Origin of the sequence: Pseudarthrobacter sp. R1 (genome assembly GCF_024494415.1) — a bacterium.
In the GTDB taxonomy this organism is placed as follows: domain Bacteria; phylum Actinomycetota; class Actinomycetes; order Actinomycetales; family Micrococcaceae; genus Arthrobacter.
In genome coordinates this window covers 1-18,939 of record NZ_JAMKFI010000065.1, presented here as the reverse complement: position 1 = coordinate 18,939, position 18,939 = coordinate 1, and the positions used below count along the sequence as shown (strand labels likewise).

18 protein-coding genes and 1 pseudogene are annotated in these 18,939 nt (G+C 64.0%); 16 read left to right on the top strand and 3 right to left on the bottom strand.

Going from position 1 to position 18,939, the window contains the following annotated elements; all coding sequences use genetic code 11:
- Positions 1 to 274: 274 nt before the first annotated feature.
- Together M8J71_RS23280 and M8J71_RS23275 are read right to left on the bottom strand one after the other, a co-directional pair.
- The gene (locus M8J71_RS23280) at positions 275 to 532 is read right to left on the bottom strand and encodes a hypothetical protein (RefSeq protein ID WP_256250237.1); all 258 of its coding nucleotides are present in this window, start codon (positions 530 to 532) and stop codon (positions 275 to 277) included.
- A 270-nt stretch (positions 533 to 802) separates the two neighbouring features.
- Complete coding sequence (locus M8J71_RS23275) at positions 803 to 1,582, bottom strand: FadR/GntR family transcriptional regulator (RefSeq protein ID WP_256250236.1); 780 nt, start codon at positions 1,580 to 1,582, stop codon at positions 803 to 805.
- A gap of 99 nt (positions 1,583 to 1,681) precedes the next feature.
- Here M8J71_RS23275 and M8J71_RS23270 point away from each other — a divergent pair, with 99 nt between their 5' ends.
- The 8 genes from M8J71_RS23270 to M8J71_RS23235 are packed head-to-tail and all read left to right on the top strand — an operon-like array spanning position 1,682 to position 9,434.
- Entirely contained in the window at positions 1,682 to 2,632 is a 951-nt protein-coding gene (locus tag M8J71_RS23270; protein ID WP_256250235.1) for a carbohydrate ABC transporter permease, read from the top strand.
- Position 2,633: 1 nt separating this feature from the next.
- On the top strand, positions 2,634 to 3,521 hold the full coding sequence (locus M8J71_RS23265) for a carbohydrate ABC transporter permease (RefSeq protein WP_256250234.1): 888 nt from the start codon (positions 2,634 to 2,636) through the stop codon (positions 3,519 to 3,521).
- Positions 3,522 to 3,577: 56 nt separating this feature from the next.
- Positions 3,578 to 4,873 carry an ABC transporter substrate-binding protein gene (locus M8J71_RS23260; protein WP_256250233.1) on the top strand — a complete coding sequence of 432 codons (1,296 nt, stop codon included), beginning with the start codon at positions 3,578 to 3,580 and terminating at the stop codon, positions 4,871 to 4,873.
- Positions 4,874 to 4,889: 16 nt separating this feature from the next.
- Positions 4,890 to 5,966, top strand: a complete 1,077-nt coding sequence (locus M8J71_RS23255) for an enolase C-terminal domain-like protein (protein WP_256250232.1) — start codon at positions 4,890 to 4,892, stop codon at positions 5,964 to 5,966.
- Complete coding sequence (locus M8J71_RS23250; protein WP_256250231.1) at positions 5,966 to 7,015, top strand: zinc-dependent alcohol dehydrogenase; 1,050 nt, start codon at positions 5,966 to 5,968, stop codon at positions 7,013 to 7,015. The genes M8J71_RS23255 and M8J71_RS23250 overlap by 1 nt, the downstream gene beginning before the upstream one ends.
- Positions 7,012 to 7,791, top strand: coding sequence for an SDR family oxidoreductase (locus M8J71_RS23245; RefSeq protein ID WP_256250230.1), 780 nt, complete (start codon positions 7,012 to 7,014; stop codon positions 7,789 to 7,791). Before M8J71_RS23250 ends, M8J71_RS23245 begins: the two co-directional genes overlap by 4 nt.
- The gene (locus M8J71_RS23240) at positions 7,788 to 8,771 is read left to right on the top strand and encodes a sugar kinase (protein ID WP_256250229.1); all 984 of its coding nucleotides are present in this window, start codon (positions 7,788 to 7,790) and stop codon (positions 8,769 to 8,771) included. The genes M8J71_RS23245 and M8J71_RS23240 overlap by 4 nt, the downstream gene beginning before the upstream one ends.
- Positions 8,772 to 8,783: 12 nt before the next feature.
- Positions 8,784 to 9,434, top strand: a complete 651-nt coding sequence (locus M8J71_RS23235; protein WP_256250228.1) for a bifunctional 4-hydroxy-2-oxoglutarate aldolase/2-dehydro-3-deoxy-phosphogluconate aldolase — start codon at positions 8,784 to 8,786, stop codon at positions 9,432 to 9,434.
- 334 nt (positions 9,435 to 9,768) lie between these two features.
- Here the strand turns inward: M8J71_RS23235 and M8J71_RS23230 are convergent, their stop codons facing one another.
- On the bottom strand, positions 9,769 to 10,230 hold the full coding sequence (locus tag M8J71_RS23230) for an Lrp/AsnC family transcriptional regulator (RefSeq protein WP_256250227.1): 462 nt from the start codon (positions 10,228 to 10,230) through the stop codon (positions 9,769 to 9,771).
- Positions 10,231 to 10,481: 251 nt separating this feature from the next.
- Here M8J71_RS23230 and M8J71_RS23225 point away from each other — a divergent pair, with 251 nt between their 5' ends.
- The 8 genes and pseudogenes from M8J71_RS23225 to M8J71_RS23190 form a co-directional block, all read left to right on the top strand.
- Entirely contained in the window at positions 10,482 to 11,981 is a 1,500-nt protein-coding gene (locus M8J71_RS23225; RefSeq protein ID WP_256250226.1) for an APC family permease, read from the top strand.
- A 3-nt stretch (positions 11,982 to 11,984) separates the two neighbouring features.
- Positions 11,985 to 12,800, top strand: a complete 816-nt coding sequence (locus M8J71_RS23220) for a polysaccharide deacetylase family protein (RefSeq protein WP_256250225.1) — start codon at positions 11,985 to 11,987, stop codon at positions 12,798 to 12,800.
- Entirely contained in the window at positions 12,797 to 14,323 is a 1,527-nt protein-coding gene (locus tag M8J71_RS23215; RefSeq protein ID WP_256250224.1) for a C45 family autoproteolytic acyltransferase/hydolase, read from the top strand. Before M8J71_RS23220 ends, M8J71_RS23215 begins: the two co-directional genes overlap by 4 nt.
- Positions 14,320 to 15,090 (top strand): SDR family NAD(P)-dependent oxidoreductase, encoded by a 771-nt coding sequence (locus M8J71_RS23210; RefSeq protein WP_256250223.1) that lies wholly within the window; start codon positions 14,320 to 14,322, stop codon positions 15,088 to 15,090. Before M8J71_RS23215 ends, M8J71_RS23210 begins: the two co-directional genes overlap by 4 nt.
- Positions 15,091 to 15,114: 24 nt before the next feature.
- Complete coding sequence (locus M8J71_RS23205; protein ID WP_256250222.1) at positions 15,115 to 16,161, top strand: aromatic ring-hydroxylating oxygenase subunit alpha; 1,047 nt, start codon at positions 15,115 to 15,117, stop codon at positions 16,159 to 16,161.
- Entirely contained in the window at positions 16,142 to 17,152 is a 1,011-nt protein-coding gene (locus tag M8J71_RS23200; protein ID WP_256250221.1) for a PDR/VanB family oxidoreductase, read from the top strand. The genes M8J71_RS23205 and M8J71_RS23200 overlap by 20 nt, the downstream gene beginning before the upstream one ends.
- A 61-nt stretch (positions 17,153 to 17,213) precedes the next feature.
- Positions 17,214 to 18,590 (top strand): aspartate aminotransferase family protein, encoded by a 1,377-nt coding sequence (locus tag M8J71_RS23195; RefSeq protein ID WP_256250220.1) that lies wholly within the window; start codon positions 17,214 to 17,216, stop codon positions 18,588 to 18,590.
- A 33-nt stretch (positions 18,591 to 18,623) separates the two neighbouring features.
- A pseudogene (locus M8J71_RS23190) lies at positions 18,624 to 18,939 on the top strand (alanine dehydrogenase); the annotation flags it as partial.

Below are 18,939 nucleotides of genomic sequence, written 5' to 3'. Positions count from 1 at the left end.
GTCAGTGAAGGACGTCAAACGACTGATCCAGGGACTCACCTGATATCCGCTAGAACTCAAGCCCGGGCGCGGAACTCGGCTGGGCCTGCTTCTACTCCCGTGCCATGAATAACCGTGTATGCCAGTTGAAAATGGCCGGGGGAGTGCCTCGAAAAGGGGCTGTCCGGTGCACTTTCGAGGGGCAATCAGAAGCTCGTGCTTCAATGGCATCATCATCGAAAGGCACTGACTCTCCAGCGGTCAGAAAGCTTCTATTAGGAGCCGATGAAAAGTCTCAAACTAGACCAGGCGCGCTTGAAAGTATGTAGTCGGCCGCCGCGGGCCCGGTCATCGCAAGAGCATTTTTCCCGGGGATGATACCCCTACCGATGAGCGCACGCCACAGGGAATCCGCAGACTCCGAAGGGCACTCCGTGAGCAGGCACCAGCTGGTGTAAAGGCCGAAGAGCTCTTCAGAGCTCAGGCCTTTGTCGCTGCCTGGGTCACTGTTGATCGCGTCCCTAATGAAGTCATCGAAATGGGTTGCGCTCACGCTGGAACCTTCGGTATGGAGGGGTCTGCCGGTCGCTTTCGTAGGCCTCCCGGTAGCAGCACCAGGAGGTGCTGCCCTGAAGTTATCCCTCGCCGGGACAACTGTCCAGTCACAGGGCAGCAGCTGGCAGAGCACCGCTGCTAGTGGCCAAAGGTTTGGAGTTGTGGCGCGGGGCCCAAGATGGCGGTTCCCTCTGGTTGGCCACACCTCAGGGTGGATCTTGCTGCCAAAGTTTCTTAACTGCTGCATGATTTGTGCAGTCGTTGAGCGTCAAGAGAACACTTTGTCGGCGACTTTCTGCAGCTGGTCCCGGCGCCTGGACCAGGCGTTTTGGATGTGTTGGGTGACGGCGAATTGGGCTTCGGCAGGGTCGTTGCGTGAAATAGCCTCGAAGATGGCTACGTGTTCGGCGTGGGTTTCGGTGAGTTCGGCGCTCTGGGCGGGGACCCAATGAAGTTGTTTTCGGACTTGTTCGTGGATATTGCGGACAATCCGTCGGGTCAGCCAGCTGCCGGAGATGCGCATGATGGTGCCGTGGAACTCAAAGTCGAGGTCCAGGTATGTCTTAGGGTTGCTGGTCTCCTTGGCCATTTGGGTGATGATGGCGCGGAGTTCGCCCACGTCTTCGGCAGTGGCCTGGGTTGCGGCCTGGGCGGCCATTTGCCCTTCCAGCGCAACGCGGAGGTTGGAAAGTTCGGTCTGGACGCGAAGGTCCTTGTCATAACGGATGGCGAGGGCGAGTACTCCCGGGTCCAAGATGTTCCATTCCTCGGCAGGGCTAACCGTGGTGCCGAGTCCTTGTTTCGCCCGCACGACGCCCTTGTCTTCAAGTGACTTGATGGCTTCGCGGGTGACGGTGCGCGAGACATCGTAGCCGGATCCGAGTTCGGTTTCCGGGGGCAAGACAGTGCCGGCAGGGAGCTCACCACGGATGATGCGGCCCAATAGGTCATCAACTATTGCCTGGGCCAGCCGTTTCGGCCGACGGGAGCTGTTAGTGAGCTGAAAAGTCGCCGGACCATCAAAGTCCAAAGGTTCTGCCATTGCCATAGCTGAATCATACATCACTTGACATACGTGAAACGTATGAGGAATGATTTTTGTATGCCAGTTCACAGTCCAGGCAGAGCCGCCCAGAGTAGCGCCGCTTTGCCACCACAAGAACGCAGGGCTACACCGCCCGAAAACAGCCGGGGCAAACTGCCCTTCCTTCGCAGGTTCAGCAGGAACAGCAGCGTCGCTTGGGCGTGGGCACTCCTGGCGCCCAGCATCGTGCTCGTCGTCGCGGTGATCGCCTATCCGCTGCTGACCGGCATCTCCCTAAGCCTTCACACCGTTGTCATGACCCGCCCTGATCTTGGCCGGCCCTTTGTCTGGTTTGAGAACTTCGCCCGTATGGCGCAGGACCCGGTCATTCTTACTGCGGCTTGGAATACCGCGATCTATGTCGTGGTGGGGGTCGTCAGTCAGTTCATTGTTGGCCTCATCGCCGCCGTGGTCCTGAACCGGCGTTCCAAGAACATCTGGATCGCCCGCACCATCGTTATGCTTCCCTGGTTCCTGCCGCCGATCGCGGCTGCCTACATGTTCGCCTTTATGATCGACCCCCGCTACGGCGTGCTGACCAAGATGCTCAGTCTTGTGGGGATAGATATAAGTGGCCAGGGAGTGCTGGCCGATCCGAACCTCGCACTATGGGGCGCGCTGCTCGTGGAACTCTGGCGCTCCTACCCGTTCTTCGCACTGTTCCTCCTCGCAGCCCTGCAGGGAATCCCCGAGGAATTATCCGAGGCCGCTGCCCTGGACGGGGCCACGCGCTTCGGCTACTTCCGGCACGTTGTGTGGCCCCTGCTCAAGCCCGTGGTCATCGCCTCAACCTTGCTGGAGGGAATTCGGCTGGCCAACTCCCCCACCATGCTGCTTCTGCTGACCAACGGTGGCCCCGGCGACTCGACCCAGGTGCTGTCGCTGTACGCCTTCCAGCAGGCCTACCAGCGCTTCGACTTCGGCTACGCCTCTGCCATCGCGGTTGCCCTGCTCGTCGTCGTCATCGGTTTCACCTCTGTCTACGTCCGCGTCAACTCAACTAAGGAGCGCTGAGATGACCGCCGTATCCTCAATGGCCCCCATCAAGCGCAAGCCCAAAGCCCCAGCCGCGTCCCGCCGCCGTCCTTCCGGAAACCTGCTGGGCAACATCGGGATCGCCGCGATGCTCGTCTTCGCACTGTTCCCCGTCCTGTGGTTCATCTACACCTCCTTCCGGCACGAGTCGGACATTATCGCCCGGTCCACGTCTTTCATCCCGGCCGGGTTCACGTTCGACAATTACATCGCCACCTGGAACCAGACCGACTTTCCCAAACTGCTGTGGAACAGCTTCGTCACCAGCGCCATCACCGTTGTCCTCAGCCTGACCCTGGCAACACTGGCCGCCTACAGCCTCTCCCGCGCCAAGTTCCGCGGCAACGGCGCCCTGCAGGCCGGCTTCCTCGCTGTCCGCATCGTGCCCGGCGTACTGCTGCTCATCCCGATCTACATGCTCATCCAGCAGCTCGGGCTTCTGGACACCAGCATCGCGCTGGCCTTGACCTACACAACGTTCACCATGCCGGCGGCCCTGTGGTTCATGAAGGGCTTCTTCGACGCCCTCCCCGTGGACCTCGAGAACGCAGCACGCGTGGATGGCTGCAGCCGAATGGGCGCCCTCTTCCGCATCGTCCTGCCCTGCGTCCGGCCCGGCCTGGCCGCAAGCGCCGTCCTGGTCGCCATTGAGGCCTGGAACGACATCCTGTTCGCCCTGCTCCTTACCTCCAGCGACGACTCCCGCACCTGGCCCGTCGGACTGCGCCTGCTGATCGGTGAATTCCAGCTCCCCTGGGGCCAACTCGCAGCCGCCACCGTCCTGAGCCTGCTCCCCGTCGTCGTCGGCTTCGCCATCGCCGGCCGCTCCATGGTTGCCGGGCTCACCGCCGGCGGCCTCAAAGACTGACCCGCGCCAACTTTTTCACCCCTTCCCACACGCATTCTTTTGAAAGGATTCACCCCATGGACATGAACCGACGACGCTTCGTGAGCCTTCTCGGACTCGCCGGAGCGGGAGCAGCCCTTGCCGGCTGCGTGCCCGGCGCCACCCAGTCCGCCCCCTCCGCAGCATCCATTCAGGCGGCCTCACCCGCCGACGCGAAAGGCGAGGTCACCTACTGGAACCACTTCACCGGCGAGGACGAACGCCGCGGCTTCGGTGCCGTCACCTCGGGCTACGCAAAGAACTATCCACAGGTGACGCTGAAGTCAGAGTCGATCCCCAACAGCGACTTCATGACCAAGTTCACCACCGCGGTCCAGTCCCGCAGCGTCCCGAACTCTGTGATGGTCCACGCCAACCGGGTCCAGGACATGGTTGCCATGCAGGGACTCGTGGATCTCACCGACCCCCTGTCGGCATGGAGCGGCAAGTCCGACATCGCAGACAAGATCCTTGCCCCCTTCAAACGGCAGGACCGTGTCTACGCAGTCCCCTCGGCCATGTTCGTGGACTGGTACTACTACCGGGCCGACTGGCTGCAGGAAGCGGGGCTGTCCGCTCCCCCGGCCACCTGGGCCGAGTTCCGCCAACTGGCCAAGACCATGACCGATCCCGCCCGTGGCAGGCACGGGTTCGCCCTGCGCGGCGGCGCCGGCGGCGGCGAGCACATCATCAAGATGATCCGCGCCTTCAACGGCCCCCTGGTGGACGCCGACGGCAAGCCGGCCCTGAAGAAGGAAGCCGTGGCCACAGCGCTGGAGGAGTATTCGGCACCGTACCTGGTGGACAAGTCAGCAGCCCTGAGCGCACCGAGTGACGGCTACACCCAAGTCTTCCAGTCCTTCCTCAACGGCAACACCGGCATGCTGATGCACCACACCGGATCCCTCAAGTCAGTCACCGCCGCACTCAAATCAGGTGTGCAGGTCATGACCGCCCCGATGCCGAAGGCGGAGTTCGAAACAGGCTGGATCCAGCCGCTTGGCAACGGCCTGATGACCCTCGACGGCGCCGCCACCTCCCTGAGCTGGCTCGAGTACTGGGGCTCGGCAGCACCGCAGCTGGACATGTTCAACGCCACCGGCTACTTCCCTGCCAGCACCTCCGGCCAGTCCTCCCCCACCATCACCTCGGACCCCTTGTTCGCCGCGGCCCTCAAGCAAATTGAGCGGGGCACAACGCCGGAGTACTTCACCGGCATGCAGGCGTGGCAGGACAACTCCGTCCTGGTCCAGTTCCAGGCCCTGCTGGTCGGCAAGGCCTCCGTCTCGCAGGCCGCCGACTCCATCGTGGCCGACTTCAACACCAACTTCTGACAGCAGAGGAAAGCTCATGAAAATCATCGACGTCGAGGTCCAGCTCAAGGACAACCCCGCCTGGCCCGGCTTCCAGTGGCGCAAGGGCCTGCCCGGATCCGAGCCCGCCAGCACCTCAGCCATCCTGCGGATCCACACCGACGAAGGCATTTACGGCGAAGCCCACGTCCGTCGCGGCGTGATCGCCAAGGACATCGTCGACCGCAGGATCCGCGACGAACTGCTCGGCGCCGACCCTCTGATGCGCGAGTTCCTCTGGCACCGGATGTGGGAGCTGGACAGGGTTGAGGAGTTCCCGATCTACGTCCTTGGCCTTGTCGACGTTGCGCTCTGGGACCTCGCCGGAAAAGCCGCCGGGCTCCCGGTCTGGAAGCTCCTCGGCGGCCACCGCGAAGCCATTCCCGCCTACGCCTCCACCGTGACCTACGGCAGCGTCGAAGAGTACCTCGACATTGCCGACCAGTGCCTGGAGGCAGGCTACTCTGCTATCAAACTGCACGCCTGGGGCGACGCCCGCCGGGACGCCGAGCTGAGCACCAAGCTCCGCGATCACGTGGGGGACAAAATCGAGCTGATGTATGACGGCTCCGCCGGCTTCGACCTCCCCGACGCCATCTACCTCGGGCATGCCCTGAGCGACGCCGGGTACCTCTGGTACGAGGAGCCGATGCGCGAATTCAGCGTCACCTCCCACAAATGGCTGGCTGAGAAGGTCCGGGTGCCGCTGCTGGTCGCGGAAACATCCGACGGCGCCCACATGAACACCGCCGACTTCCTCGCCAGCGGCTGCGCCGCCTATGTGCGCACCAGCACCCCGCTCAAGGGCGGCGTGACCGGCGCCATGCGGATCGCCCACTTGGCCGACGCCTACCAGGTCCGGGCCGAGGTCCACGGCCCCAGCGTGATCCACCAACACCTGTGCATGGCGATCAGCAACACCACCTACTACGAGGCCCTGATCCACGGCAACCCCATCGAGTCGAATCCCGAGGTTGGCCCCGACGGCATGGTCCGCGCGCCCATGGCACCGGGCTTCGGCTACGAAGAAGGCCTCATTTCAGACGTCTTCGCCTTCGAGAACCGGAAAAAGTAATGGCAGCGACAGAAAACACGATCCTCACGGCCACCTACCTCGGCAACCGGGAAATCGGCATCAGCGAGGCTGACGCCCAACCGCCCGCCCCGGGACAGGTACGGATCGAGGTCGCCTACACGGGCATCTGCGGGACCGACCTTCACATCCTCCACGGCAGCATGGACAGCCGCGTCAGCGTCCCCGCGATCCTCGGGCACGAGATGAGCGGTATCATCGCCGGGCTGGGCGAGGGCGTGGAAGGCTGGCAGGTCGGTGACCACGTCACTGTCATGCCCCTGGACTGGGACGGCACCTGCCCCGCCTGCCAGGCCGGCCACCACCACATCTGCCACAACCTGAACTTCATCGGTATCGACTCGCCCGGTGCCTTGCAGCGGCTGTGGAACGTCGCGGCCGACCAGGTCGTTCCGCTGCCGGAAGACCTCCGGCTGGATCATGCCGCCCTGGTGGAACCGGTCGCCGTCGCGGTCCACGACGTGCGCCGGGCAGAACTTGCACGCGGCGATCATGCAGTGGTGATCGGTGGTGGCCCCATCGGTGCACTCATAGCCATTGTCGCCCGGCACGAAGGAGCCCGCGTGGTGGTCGCCGAAATCGACCCCGGCAGGCGGCAGGCCATCGCGGACCTCGGCTTCGAGGTCCTCGACCCCGGCACCCAGGACCAGGCCGCCTGGGTCAACGAATGGACCGGCAGCGCCGGGGCCGACATCGTCTTCGAGGTTTCCGGTGCAGCCGCCGCCATCGCCGGGGCCACCGGGCTGGCCAAAGTCCGCGGCACCATCGTGGTCGTCGCCATCCACCCCCAGCCCCGGCCGGTGAACCTCCAGCAGGTCTTCTGGCGCGAACTGCGCATCCTCGGGGCCCGGGTCTACCAGCGCACCGACTTCGAACGCGCCGTGGAACTGCTCAGCACCGGTGTGATCCCCGCCGACCAGCTCATCACCGGCGTCGAACCCATCACAGAAACCGCGCAGGCCTTCGCAACGCTCGAAAGCGGCCAGGCTATGAAAGTCCTCATCAACGTCGGATCAGGAACGGCGTCATGAGCACCGCACAGACCCAGCTGACCGGACTCTTTGACCTGACCGGGACCACCGCCGTCGTCACCGGCGCCCGCCGGGGAATCGGGCTCGCCATCGCAGAAGCCCTGGCAAATGCCGGAGCGGACATCATCGGCGTGAGCGCGTCCATGGAGCCCGACGGCGGCGATGTTGCCCGCCGCGTCCAAGCCACCGGACGCACGTTCACCGCCATGCAGGTCGACTTCGCCGACCGCACCGCTGTCCTTGACCTGGCCGGCCGGCTCGAGTCCATGGGCGTAGACATCCTCGTGAACAATGCCGGCACCATCGAGCGCGCCCCGGCAGCCGAGCATCCCCTGGAACTGTGGGACCGGGTGGTTGAAGTCAACCTCAGCAGCCAATTCGTCCTCACCCAGGCAGTAGGCCGGTCCATGATGGCCCGGGGCGGGGGCAAGATCATTTTTACCGCCTCGCTGCTGAGTTTCCAGGGCGGCATCAACGTCCCCGGATACACAGCGTCAAAGTCAGCCATCGCCGGCCTGGCGAAGGCCCTCGCCAACGAATGGACCGCTGCCGGTGTCAACGTGAACGCCATCGCGCCGGGCTACATCGCCACCGACAACACCCAGGCCCTCCAGGATGATCCCGAGCGCAGCCGCTCCATCCTGGACCGGATCCCCGCCGGACGATGGGGAAACGCCGGTGACCTCGGCGGCGCCGCGGTGTTCCTGGCCAGCCGGGCCTCCGATTACGTCTCCGGTGTCGTGCTGCCGGTCGACGGCGGATGGCTGGGCCGGTGAGCCTACCCACCCGTGCGGGAGCCCCGGACGCCCGCGAGCCATCGGTGGTCTGCGTCGGAGAGACGATGGCCGTCGTCGCACCGGCTTCCACCGAATCACTGACCGTCGCCGAGCAATGCCTGCTGGGGATCGGCGGCGCGGAATCGAACGTTGCCGCCCAGCTCGCGGAACTCGGAATCGCCGCGGCCTGGGCCGGGAGGGTGGGGAACGATCCTTTCGGGGAACGCATCCTGCGCGTCCTGGCCGGGCGGGGTGTGGATGTCTCCCGTGCCGAAGTGGATGCCAACGCACCAACCGGCGTGTATTTCAAAGAGCCCGACACCGGAGCCGGGGCCAGGACCCTGTACTACCGCCAGGGCTCCGCTGCGTCGCTGATGGAACCGGATGCTGTTTCTAGGTGGGGCCTCGCGACAGTGCCCTGGGTTCACGTCTCGGGAATCAACGCGGCACTATCCCCGGGTTGCCGCTCCTTCCTTGAGGGGCTCTTCGACGTCCGCTCAGCCCTCGGCGCACCCACCTCATTCGACGTGAATTATCGCAGCGCCCTCTGGCCCGCTGGCGACGCTGCCCCCGTCCTGCTCGAACTGGCCCGCCGCGCCGACGTCGTCCTCGTCGGCCTCGATGAGGCGAACGTCCTCTGGGGGTGCGCAACCGTTGAGGACGTTGCCGGGCTGCTTTCCGAACCTGCCCATCTGGTGGTGAAGGACGGCGGAACCGAGGCCGTGGAATTCGTCCGTAATCCGGCCGGCGTCGAGGAGGTTCACCGCACACCGGCACGCGCAGTTGAAGTTATTGAACCCGTCGGTGCCGGCGACGCATTCGCCGCCGGCTACCTCGCAGGACTCCTGCGCGGAGCCACCCCCACGGACCGGCTCTCACTGGGCCATTCAGTAGCAGCATGGACACTCGGCACACGCGGCGACTTCCGCCCAGGCCACGGACTCACAGCACCCCAACCTGCCCACGCTTCAAGCCACTAACTAGGGAAACCCATGACGACCGCAGAATGGTTCCAGGGAGACTTCTTCCGTACCCCAGTCATCGCCGTCCTCCGAGGACTGGACCCAGCCACCACCGTCAAATACGCGGAAAACGCCTGGGCCGCCGGCGTCGAGCACGTCGAAGTACCCATCCAAACCCCCGACGCCCTCGCCTCCCTACAAGCCGCCGTCAAGGCCGCGGCCCAACAGGGCCGGAAAGTGGGTGCAGGCACCGTAACCACCCTGGAACAGCTCGACACAGCCGCCACTGCGGGTGTCTCCTTCACCGTCTCCCCCGGACTCGACCCCGAAATAGTCGCAGAAAGCGCGCAGCGTGGCATCCCACACCTCCCCGGCGTCGCAACCGCCAGCGAAATCCTGCAAGCCCAGCGCCTCGGCCTGACCTGGCTCAAAGCATTCCCCGCCTCCGAACTCGGCCCCACCTGGATAAAGGCCATGCTCGGCCCCTTCCCCCACATCAACTTCGTGGCCACCGGCGGCATGACCATCAACAACACGAAGGACATGCTCGACGCCGGAGCACGCGTGGCGGGCCTCAGCTCGGCTTTCGCATCAGCCCACAGCTCACAAGAAGTAGCCAGTCTCATAGAAGCGCATGCTGCCCCTCGTGACAGGGCCTGGGGCGCGCAGAAGTCAATATAGGTAGCCCACCTATAGCCGATCCGAGCACATTCGGTCATGCAGCTAGCTTGACGGATTCTCTATTATCGGCACATTCAGAATAGGCGGAGAGTGCCTGCAAAAGGGCCTGTTTCCTGGCAGCGTTCTCCGCGTTTCTTGCCTGACTCCGGTTGTCAGAACTGCTCGGCCAGCCCCCGGTTCACAGCGGGAACGTCCAGGAAATCTGGGCCAAAAGGTGCAAGGAAGATCAACTGTCGGCGTTTCGGGAGCGAGTGTTGCAGCGCCCGCACGCGGCTTGGAGTTAGGCGTCTCGAAGCCGCTAGCGATGCGGTACCAAGGCGCGAAGTCTTTGCGGCTAGGGTCCGGTCGGGCTCTGGTACCTGAGCTTGTGCACCTTTAATACTGTGGTTGTTTCCATTCGTCTGACGCCCGGCAGCCGCCCGATCCGCTCATTGAGAATCGTCCATAAGGCGTTGTTGTCGTTGCTCAGCACCTCAACGCAAAGGTCCGCCCTTCCAAGGATGGTCGAAACGTAGGTGACCTCGGGCAATGCTGAAACTGCTTCGACTACAGCTTCGTGCTGGTCAGGTTCAACTTCCAAGAACACAATCCCGAGCTGAGTGCGCCCTAGGGATGCCGGGTCTGCGAACGCGATGATCCGAAGGATGTTCTGGTCCTGGAGTCTTTTTACTCTCGCCCTAACGGTGGCCTCTGACGTGCCCAAATTGCGGCCGATCTCCCGGAATGCCCGTCGACCGTCGAGTTCCAGTTCGCGCATAATGCCCCGGTCAAGGTCGTCAAGCGCAAAGTCGGTCATGCAGCCCAGAATAGCCGACGGTTTGCGTTCCACTCCCCCAACACGCCCGCTTTGGCCACTTTGCGTTGACATGCGGCCCCGAAGCTGCGCAATACGTAAACAGCTGGCCCTTGTGCCTCGCAATGCTTAATGTTACGGTCATCACATACACCAGCTTGCGTGGCAGGTGACCGAAACCCTCAGCGTCGAGAATCTCGGCGTGCCTGACACGCCCCGTTGCCCCAAGGGGCGCAACCAAGGAGACCCGCACTGTGAGCACTCACGACTCCATAGCCGGCGATCACGCCTATCAAAAGACCCTTCGATGGTGGGACGGATTCACCATCAGCCTCTCCATCCCTGCTGCACTTTTCATCGTCATCGGCTATGCCATGGGTTCACTCGGGGCGTGGACCGCTATCGCACTGGCCTTTGCCGTAGCCGTCATCGCCTGCCTGCAGAACTACGTCTATTCGGAAATGGCGGGAATGTTCGGCGACAAGGTCGGCGGAATCTCGATGTATGCCAACCAGGGCTGGCGCACGCGCACCACACTGGCCGGACCCGTCGCGACCTTCGGGTACTGGTTCAGTTGGTCAAGCTCACTGGCGATCTACGGCTTGCAGATCGGCACACTGGTACAGGCCGAGTGGTTTCCGGACCAGATATGGACGTTCTCCACTGGACTGGCAGAAATAGGATTCCCTCACATCGTGGCCCTGGCTGTCTTGGTGCTGGGATGGGGACTGAACGTTCTGGGCATGCGCCCCGCGATGTCGATCATGTATGTCACCGGCGTCCTGATCCTCATTCCCATCGCCGTCTTCGCAGCCGCACCCTTCTTCAGCGGAGAGTGGTCCCTCGCCAACCTGCACTGGAACCTGTCCGCCAGCGGCTTCCCCGCCTGGCAGACCGTCCTCGCCTGGATGTTCGTTATGGCCTGGTCCGTCTACGGCATTGAAGCCGTCGCCTCCTTCGTCCCCGAGTTCCGCGACACCATCCGTGATTCACGCATCGCTCTGCGGCTCGCCGGGTTCTTCGTTCTCGCTGTCTACTTCATGGTCCCTCTGGGGGTGGGCGGACTCGTGCAGCAGGAAGAGATCGCGGAGAACCCCGTCACGTTCTACCTGCAGGCCTTCGATCGGCTGATTCCTGGCAGTGACTGGCTGATGACCATCTGCCTGATTGCCGGACTGATGCTCATGATGGTTATGACCACGGCCGCCGGAGGCCGTGTACTGCACGGCAGCGCACTCGAAGGCCTCACCATCCGCCAGCTCGGTGAGCTGAACAAAGCCAAGGTCCCCGCCAGGGCCATGTCGCTCGACCTGCTCGTGAACGTCGTCCTGATCGTCTTCGTCGGTGACGCCCTCGCCGTGATTGTCGCAGGCATCATGGGGTACCTGATCTGCCACATCCTGTCCCTGACTGGCTTCATCAACCTCCGCCGGGACCAGCCAGACGCCGAACGCCCCATCCGCCTCGGACGGCAGTGGGTGTATATCGCCGGGTTCCTGGCAGCCCTGGACACCGTTATCCTCCTGGTGGGCATCGCCAGCACCGAGATCACCGGCTACGGCGGCATCAAGGAAGTCATCATCGGCATTCTGGTCCTGTCCCTGTCCATCGTCCTGTACGTCTACCGGCAGCTGAAGCAGGAAAAGCAACCCATCACCTGGCGCCACCCCGCTCTAAACAGCACTCCAGCGGCGGCCGACACCCCGGAAGCGCCGCACGGCGAAGACCGCGTCACCATCGGCGAAAAGGAGTAATCCGTGAACATCTGGCCCGATATCAAGGCCGCGGCCGTCTCCCTGACGTTCGACGTCGACGCTGAAGCTGGTTGGCTCGGCGAAGGCGACGAGTACGCCCGGCGCCTGACGATTCTCTCCGAAGGCCGCTATGGGATCACCCGCGGAGTCCCCCGCATTCTGGACCTCCTTTCACGCTACGGGATCCCCGCAACATTCTTCGTTCCCGGCTACACCGCAGAGCACCACCCCGGGCTGGTGACAGCCCTCCTGGAAGCCGGGCATGAAGTAGCCCATCACGGATACCTGCACCTGCGCAGCGATAAAGTCAGCCTGCAAAAACAGCGTGATGAGATTGAACGCGGACTGCTGGCCCTTGAACGGGCAGGGGCTCCCCGGCCTGCAGGTTACCGGTCTACGTCGTGGGAACTCACCCCGGAAACCTTCGCGTTGCTGGTCGAACACGGCTTCACCTACGACTCCAGCTGCATGGGCGATGACCGGCCCTACGTTGAACGCTGGAACAGCCTGCAGATCCTGGAACTGCCAGTGCACTGGTCCCTGGACGATTACCCGCGCTTCGGATGGAACATCGACGGGGGCGGAAACGTGACCGACCCCGAAGAGCTCCACCGCTGCTGGACCGCCGAATTCGAATCGGCGCGCGACGAAAAGCGCCACACAAGCTTCACCATGCACCCGGAAGTCATCGGACGGCCATACCGTCTGGCACAACTCGAACGCGTCATCGAACACATGGCTGCCTCCGATGACGTCTGGTTCGCACGCCTCGACCAAATTGCTCAGCACGTCGCTCCGTCCCTTCTGGAGCTGGCATGACACCCTACCGATTCCGCTCCACGGAACTGCTCCCCGCAGCGCGCGGCCGCGAATTCGGCCGAGCCCACGCTGGCCAGATCAGGGCATCAATAGCTGCCTATCAGCGCCTATTCGACCGGGCCGCTGGTGCACCCGTTGACATGGACTTCTGGGGCGAAGCTGCCATCGGCCAAATCCGGGCCATTTCCCCAGCGCTGCTGGAGGAGATCACCGGCATGGCAGAAGGCGCCGGCGTTCCGTTGACGTCCCTGGCATCCATCAACGCCCGCACCGAAATCCTCGCGATCACCGGAGGTACGGCTGCCAAGGAATGCTCCACTCTCGTGCATCTACCCGCAGAGGGCCCACCGGGAGCTGTCCAAGCCTGGGACTGGTACCCGGATCTGGCTGACCTGTGGCTCGTCTGGGAAATCCCCCACATCGACGGCCGGCTCACCACCACCGTCACCGAATTCGGCATTCTCGGCAAAATCGGCGTGAACAGCGACAGGCTCGGGATCCTCTTCAACATCCTCCACCACGACAAGGACGGCCAGACTCTGGGTGCTCCCGTACACGTTCTGGCCCGGGCAGTCCTGGACGAAGCCCGGAACCTCAACCAGGCCTTGATCAGACTTGCCACCGCTCCCGTCTCCGCGTCCTCGTCCCTGACACTGGTGGCCGAATCTGAAGGCGAGTCCGCAGCCGTGAGCGTGGAACTTAACCCGGGAGGCGTGGGCTATGCACTGCCGGACAGAGACGGCCTGCTCATCCACACGAACCACTTCCTCAGCAGCCCGGCATCGTCCCATGACACCGAACTTCGCAACGGACCGGACTCGGTCCTGCGCCTTGACGGCATCCGCCGCCGCGCCCGCCGGCTATCGGCCAAAGCCGCAGCAGCCCGGATCACCGCAGAGGACCTGGTGGCCGTGCTTGATTCACACCTGCTGGGCGGCGGAGCCACCTGCTGCCACGTGGATCCCCTGCTCCAGGCAGAAACGAGCTTCGCAACCCTGGCCACTGTTTCCCTCAACGTTCAGAACGGCACCATCACGGCGCACGCCGGAGGCCCCTGCACCTATCCAACCAGCACCACCACAACACTCAAGGAGAACGCTGTGCTGAACCTCAAGCGCATCGACAACATGGACATCCTCACCCACGACGTCGGCCGGCTGACCGACTTCTACCACGGCACCCTGGGCCTTGACTTCCACCTGCCGTACGAGCCCGCCGAAGAATGGGCAGCCATCAACATGGGCAACGTGACCCTCTACATCTTCAAGTCCAACAACGGCGAACACGCACCCCGCCGCACGGCCGTCAACGAGGACAATGCTCCCGGCTTCGACTCCATCGCCTTTGAAGTGGACAACCTCGACGACGCCGAAGCGCACCTGGACGGAAAGGTCGAATGGGTGGACCAGCGGATCGAATGGAAACACCCAAACGGCACCTGGTACCGCTACCGCCCCTTCTTCGACCCCGACGGCAACATGCTCTACATCACCGAGCCCCACATCATGGAAGTCGTTCAGTGAGCAACTTTGCGATCCCCGGCATCAGACTTGATGGAAGGGTCGCCATCATCACGGGGGCGGCCCGCGGCATGGGCGCCGCCCACGCGCGCACGCTCGCCTCGCGCGGCTGCGAGCTGGTACTGGCGGACCTGGACGAGGTGGAACTCGACGCCGTGGCAGAGGAGATAGAGGCCACGTACGGGCGCCGCGCCGTGACCCTGGGCCTTGACATCACCGCCGGCGACGCCGGGCAGCGCCTTGTCGATGCCGCCGTCGGAACATGGGACGGCTTGGATATCCTGGTCCATAACGCTGGCCTGATGCATGACTGGCAGACGCTGGCCAAGACGCCGGCTGCGAACCTCCAGCCGTACTTCGACGTCAACGTGCTGGCGCCCTACGCGATCACCCGGGCCGCCGTTCCGGTTCTGCGCAACAGCAGCGCGCCCCGGATCATCTTCATCTCCTCCCAGTGGGGCCAGGTGCCGGACGGCCACTCCTACGGCTACATGACCTCCAAAGCCGCCCAGCTCTCCCTGATGAAGGCACTGTCCCGCGAGCTGATCACGGACAACATCCTGGTCAACGCCGTCGCTCCCGGGGCCATCCTCACCCGGATGGTTCCGGATGACGCGTACGACGAAGAACTGGCCGCGGTGCCGCTGGGCAGGCTGGGCGACCCGCACGAAATCGCCGCGGCTGTGGCGTTCCTCGCCTCCGACAGCGCGGCTTTCATTACCGGCCAAACCATCAGCGTCAACGGCGGCGCACTGATTCCCGGCGCCTGACAGCGCCACTAGAAAGGACCTCCCATGACTGCCACAGTTGATACCGCACGCCCAAAAACAGCCCCCGCCACCAAACGGGAACTGGCCGAAGCCGCCATGCGCCGCTCCTGGTTCCCGGTAGCGCGGCTCTGCGATCTGGACAAGCCCCAGACCGCCACCCTGCTGGGCACCAAGCTCGTCATCTACCGCGACGGCGAAGGCACCGTGACCGTGCAGGACCGCCGCTGCCCACACCGCGGCGGTGACCTCTCCCTGGGCGAGGTGCACCAAAAATCCATCGGCTGCCCCTACCACGGCTGGGAATTTGCCAGCTCCACCGGCGCCTGCGTCCGGATCCCGTCACTCGAGGACCAGGGCAGGATCCCGGGGAAGGCCGCCATCAGAACGTATCCCGCGGTCGAGAAATACGGCCACGTATGGACCGTTCTCGAAGACCCTATCCGGGACATGTACGACATCGAGGAATGGCGGGACGTTGAGCTCGAATGGGTAGCCGCCACACCACTGGACTCCCCCGTGGGCGTCGGCGTCACTATCGAAAACTTCCGGGACGTCGCCCACTTCCCGTTTGTCCACAAGGTCTCCATGGGGCCCACCCCTGAAGTGGTGGAGCCGCTGACCGTCAGCCGCGACGGGCTGGACGTCTGGATGGAACGGCCACTGGACGCCGGCACCGGCGACTGGGCCGAAGACGGAGACTGCATGATGCGCTACCACTGCGCCGCTCCCGGCCTCGCGTCCATCACGTACAACTACGAGCGACTCGGCAAGCGCGTGGTGGCAGGGTTCCCCTCCCCCATCAGCTATGAGCACGTGACCATCTTCTGGGGCGTGGCCAACCAGGTTGGCTACAAGGGTGCCGGCCTGGACGAATGCCTGCGGATCGAAGAGATGGTCTACCTCGAAGACCTGCCCATCGTGGAAGCCGTTGAACCGCGGGAAATCCCGTGGGACGCCGAGCAGCAGGAGTTCTCCGTCCCGGCAGACCTGTTCACCCTCAACTACCGGCGCTCCTTCCTTGAGCTGATGAACAGGGTTCAGGAGGATTCCCGTGACAACGCTCCAGCATGAGCGCGAACTGACACTGCCCGCCGGCCAGCTGCTTGACGTGCGCGTTAACAGCGCCAGGCGGGAAGCAGAATCCATCACGTCCTATGAGCTGGGCCGGACCGACGGCGGCCCCCTGCCCGCCTGGGCGCCCGGCGCCCATGTGGATGTGCACCTGCCCTCCGGAACGGTGCGACAGTACTCCGTGTGCGGTGACCCCGCTGACGCCACCACATACCGCATCGCGGTCCTTGAACTCCCCGAGGGCCGCGGCGGATCCCTGGAAGTCCACCGCGAACTCCGCCCCGGGCGGATCCTGAGCATCGGCGCGCCAAGGCAGAACTTCTCCCTGGCGGACGCCGGGGAGTACGTCTTCGTGGCCGGCGGCATCGGCATCACGCCCCTGCTGCCCATGATCCACCAGGTCCAGCAGCGCGGCCTGCCGTGGAAACTCGTGTACGGCGCCCGAACCGCGGAGCACTTCGCCTTCCTCGGCGAACTCGCATCGCTCCGTGCCCCGTCCCTGCAGCTGTACGCTCAGGACACCGACGGCCACCCGGACCTCGCCGCCGTCGTCCGGGACAACCCCGCCGCTGCGGTCTACACCTGTGGACCGGCCGGGCTCATGGACGCACTCTCCACACACATGGCCGCCGCGGGCAGGCTGCACCAGCTTCACCTGGAACGCTTCGCACCCGCCGCTCCACCCGTCGATGGACCCGAAGACTCTCCCTCAGGTGCCGTTACGGAAAGCTTTGAGGTGGAACTGGAACGCACCGGAACCGTCATCACAGTCGGGCCCAACGAGAGCGTCCTTGACGCCGTCCGGGCAGCGGGAGTGCAGCATCCCTCATCCTGCGAAATGGGCTTCTGCGGCACCTGCGAAGTAAAGGTCCTCTGCGGCAAAGTAGACCACCGCGACGACCTGCTCACCGAAACCGAACGCGAGAACGGGAACAGCATGATGATCTGCGTTTCCCGCTCCGCCTCGCCCCGGCTGGTACTCGACCTGTGACACGCCATTCCGCGGCCCGTGCCCTCAATAGCCCTCAATCGACCTGGAAGAGGCGATCCGCATGACCCAACAAGTGGAAGAACGCAGCAGCCTGCGAGCAACGGCCCGGGAGAACCTGTGGCTGCACTTCTCCCCGCAACCTCAGACGGACCACGACCTCCCGCTGATCGTCCGCGGTGAAGGCGCCTACGTTTACGACGACGCCGGCCGGCGCTACCTCGACGGACTGGCAGGACTGTTTGTGGTCCAGGTGGGCCACGGACGCACCGAACTGGCCGAAGCCATGGCACGCCAGGCATCCGAACTGGCGTTCTTTCCGCTATGGTCCTACGCCAACAAGCCCGCCGCGCAGCTCGCGGAACGGCTGGCCGCGCTGGCACCGGGTGATTTGAACAAGGTGTTCTTCACCAACAGCGGCAGCGAAGCCGTGGAATCTGCCTGGAAACTTGCCAAGCAGTACTTCCGGCTCACCGGCAGGCCTCAAAAGCACAAGGTCCTTTCCCGGACCACGTCTTACCACGGCACCACCCACGGTGCCCTGTCCATCACGGGCATCCCTGCGCTGAAGGCGGACTTCGAGCCGCTGGTGCCCTCCACGTTCCGGGTGCCGAGCACGAACTTCTACCGGGCCGAACAGCACGCCGACGATCTGGCCGCCTACGGGCAGTGGGCGGCCAACGAGATCGAGGCGGCCATCCTGGCCGAAGGCCCGGAAACGGTGGCAGCGGTATTCCTTGAGCCCGTGCAAAACGCCGGCGGTTGCTTCCCGCCGCCGCCAGGGTATTTCCAGCGCGTCCGCGAAATCTGTGACCAATACGATGTGTTGCTGGTCAGCGACGAGGTCATCTGCGCGTTCGGCAGGCTCGGGACATATTTCGGCGCCGAGAAATTCGACTACGTGCCGGACATCATCACCTGCGCCAAGGGACTGACCAGCGGCTATGTTCCGATGGGGGCGATGATCGCGTCGGAGCGCCTGTTCGAACCCTTCGCCACCGGGGAAGCCTTCTTCAAGCACGGCTACACCTTCGGCGGCCACCCCGTAGCCGCCGCCGTGGCCCTGGCTAACCTGGACCTCTTCGAACGCGAAGGCATCAACCAGCATGTGCTGGGCAACGAAGCGGCGTTCCGCTCAACCCTCGAAAAGCTGAAGGACCTACCCATCGTGGGCGACGTCCGCGGCAGCGGCTACTTCTACGGGATCGAACTGGTCAAAGACAAAGCCACGAAGGAAACCTTCACAGCGGAGGAAAGCCAACGGGTCCTCAAAACCTTTCTCTCCAAAGACCTGTTCGAAAACGGCCTCTACTGCCGCGCCGATGACCGTGGCGACCCCGTCATCCAACTATCCCCGCCCCTGATCATCGGACAGCCCGAGTTCGACGAGATGGAACAGATCCTCCAGTCCTCCCTTACCGCCGCAGCAACGCTGCTCTAAACCGGGCACCACCATCAACACGAAAGGCACGCCATGATCATTGGTGTCCCCAAGGAAATCAAGAACAATGAGTACCGCGTGGCGATCACCGCCGCCGGTGTCCACGAGTTCCGCACCCACGGCCACACCGTGCTGGTGGAACGCGGCGCAGGACTGGGCTCGGGCATCACGGACGAGGAATACGCCATTGCCGGCGCCGAGATCGTCAACGACGCCGACGAGGTCTGGGCACGTGCGGACATGGTGATGAAGGTCAAGGAACCCATCAAGGCCGAGTACCACCGCTTCCGCAAGGGCCTGATCCTCTTCACCTACCTCCACCTCGCCGCCGAGCCGGAACTTACCCGCG

Excerpts from the sequence above, each read along its gene's own strand:
- M8J71_RS23205 (WP_256250222.1), top strand. The coding sequence starts at position 15,115 with ATGACTGCCACAGTTGATACCGCACGCCCAAAAACAGCCCCCGCCACC.
- M8J71_RS23255 (WP_256250232.1), top strand. The coding sequence starts at position 4,890 with ATGAAAATCATCGACGTCGAGGTCCAGCTCAAGGACAACCCCGCCTGG.
- M8J71_RS23265 (WP_256250234.1), top strand. The coding sequence starts at position 2,634 with ATGACCGCCGTATCCTCAATGGCCCCCATCAAGCGCAAGCCCAAAGCC.
- M8J71_RS23195 (WP_256250220.1), top strand. The coding sequence starts at position 17,214 with ATGACCCAACAAGTGGAAGAACGCAGCAGCCTGCGAGCAACGGCCCGG.
- M8J71_RS23215 (WP_256250224.1), top strand. The coding sequence starts at position 12,797 with ATGACACCCTACCGATTCCGCTCCACGGAACTGCTCCCCGCAGCGCGC.
- M8J71_RS23245 (WP_256250230.1), top strand. The coding sequence starts at position 7,012 with ATGAGCACCGCACAGACCCAGCTGACCGGACTCTTTGACCTGACCGGG.
- M8J71_RS23275 (WP_256250236.1), bottom strand. The coding sequence starts at position 1,582 with ATGGCAATGGCAGAACCTTTGGACTTTGATGGTCCGGCGACTTTTCAG.
- M8J71_RS23235 (WP_256250228.1), top strand. The coding sequence starts at position 8,784 with ATGACGACCGCAGAATGGTTCCAGGGAGACTTCTTCCGTACCCCAGTC.
- M8J71_RS23260 (WP_256250233.1), top strand. The coding sequence starts at position 3,578 with ATGGACATGAACCGACGACGCTTCGTGAGCCTTCTCGGACTCGCCGGA.
- M8J71_RS23250 (WP_256250231.1), top strand. The coding sequence starts at position 5,966 with ATGGCAGCGACAGAAAACACGATCCTCACGGCCACCTACCTCGGCAAC.
- M8J71_RS23230 (WP_256250227.1), bottom strand. The coding sequence starts at position 10,230 with ATGACCGACTTTGCGCTTGACGACCTTGACCGGGGCATTATGCGCGAA.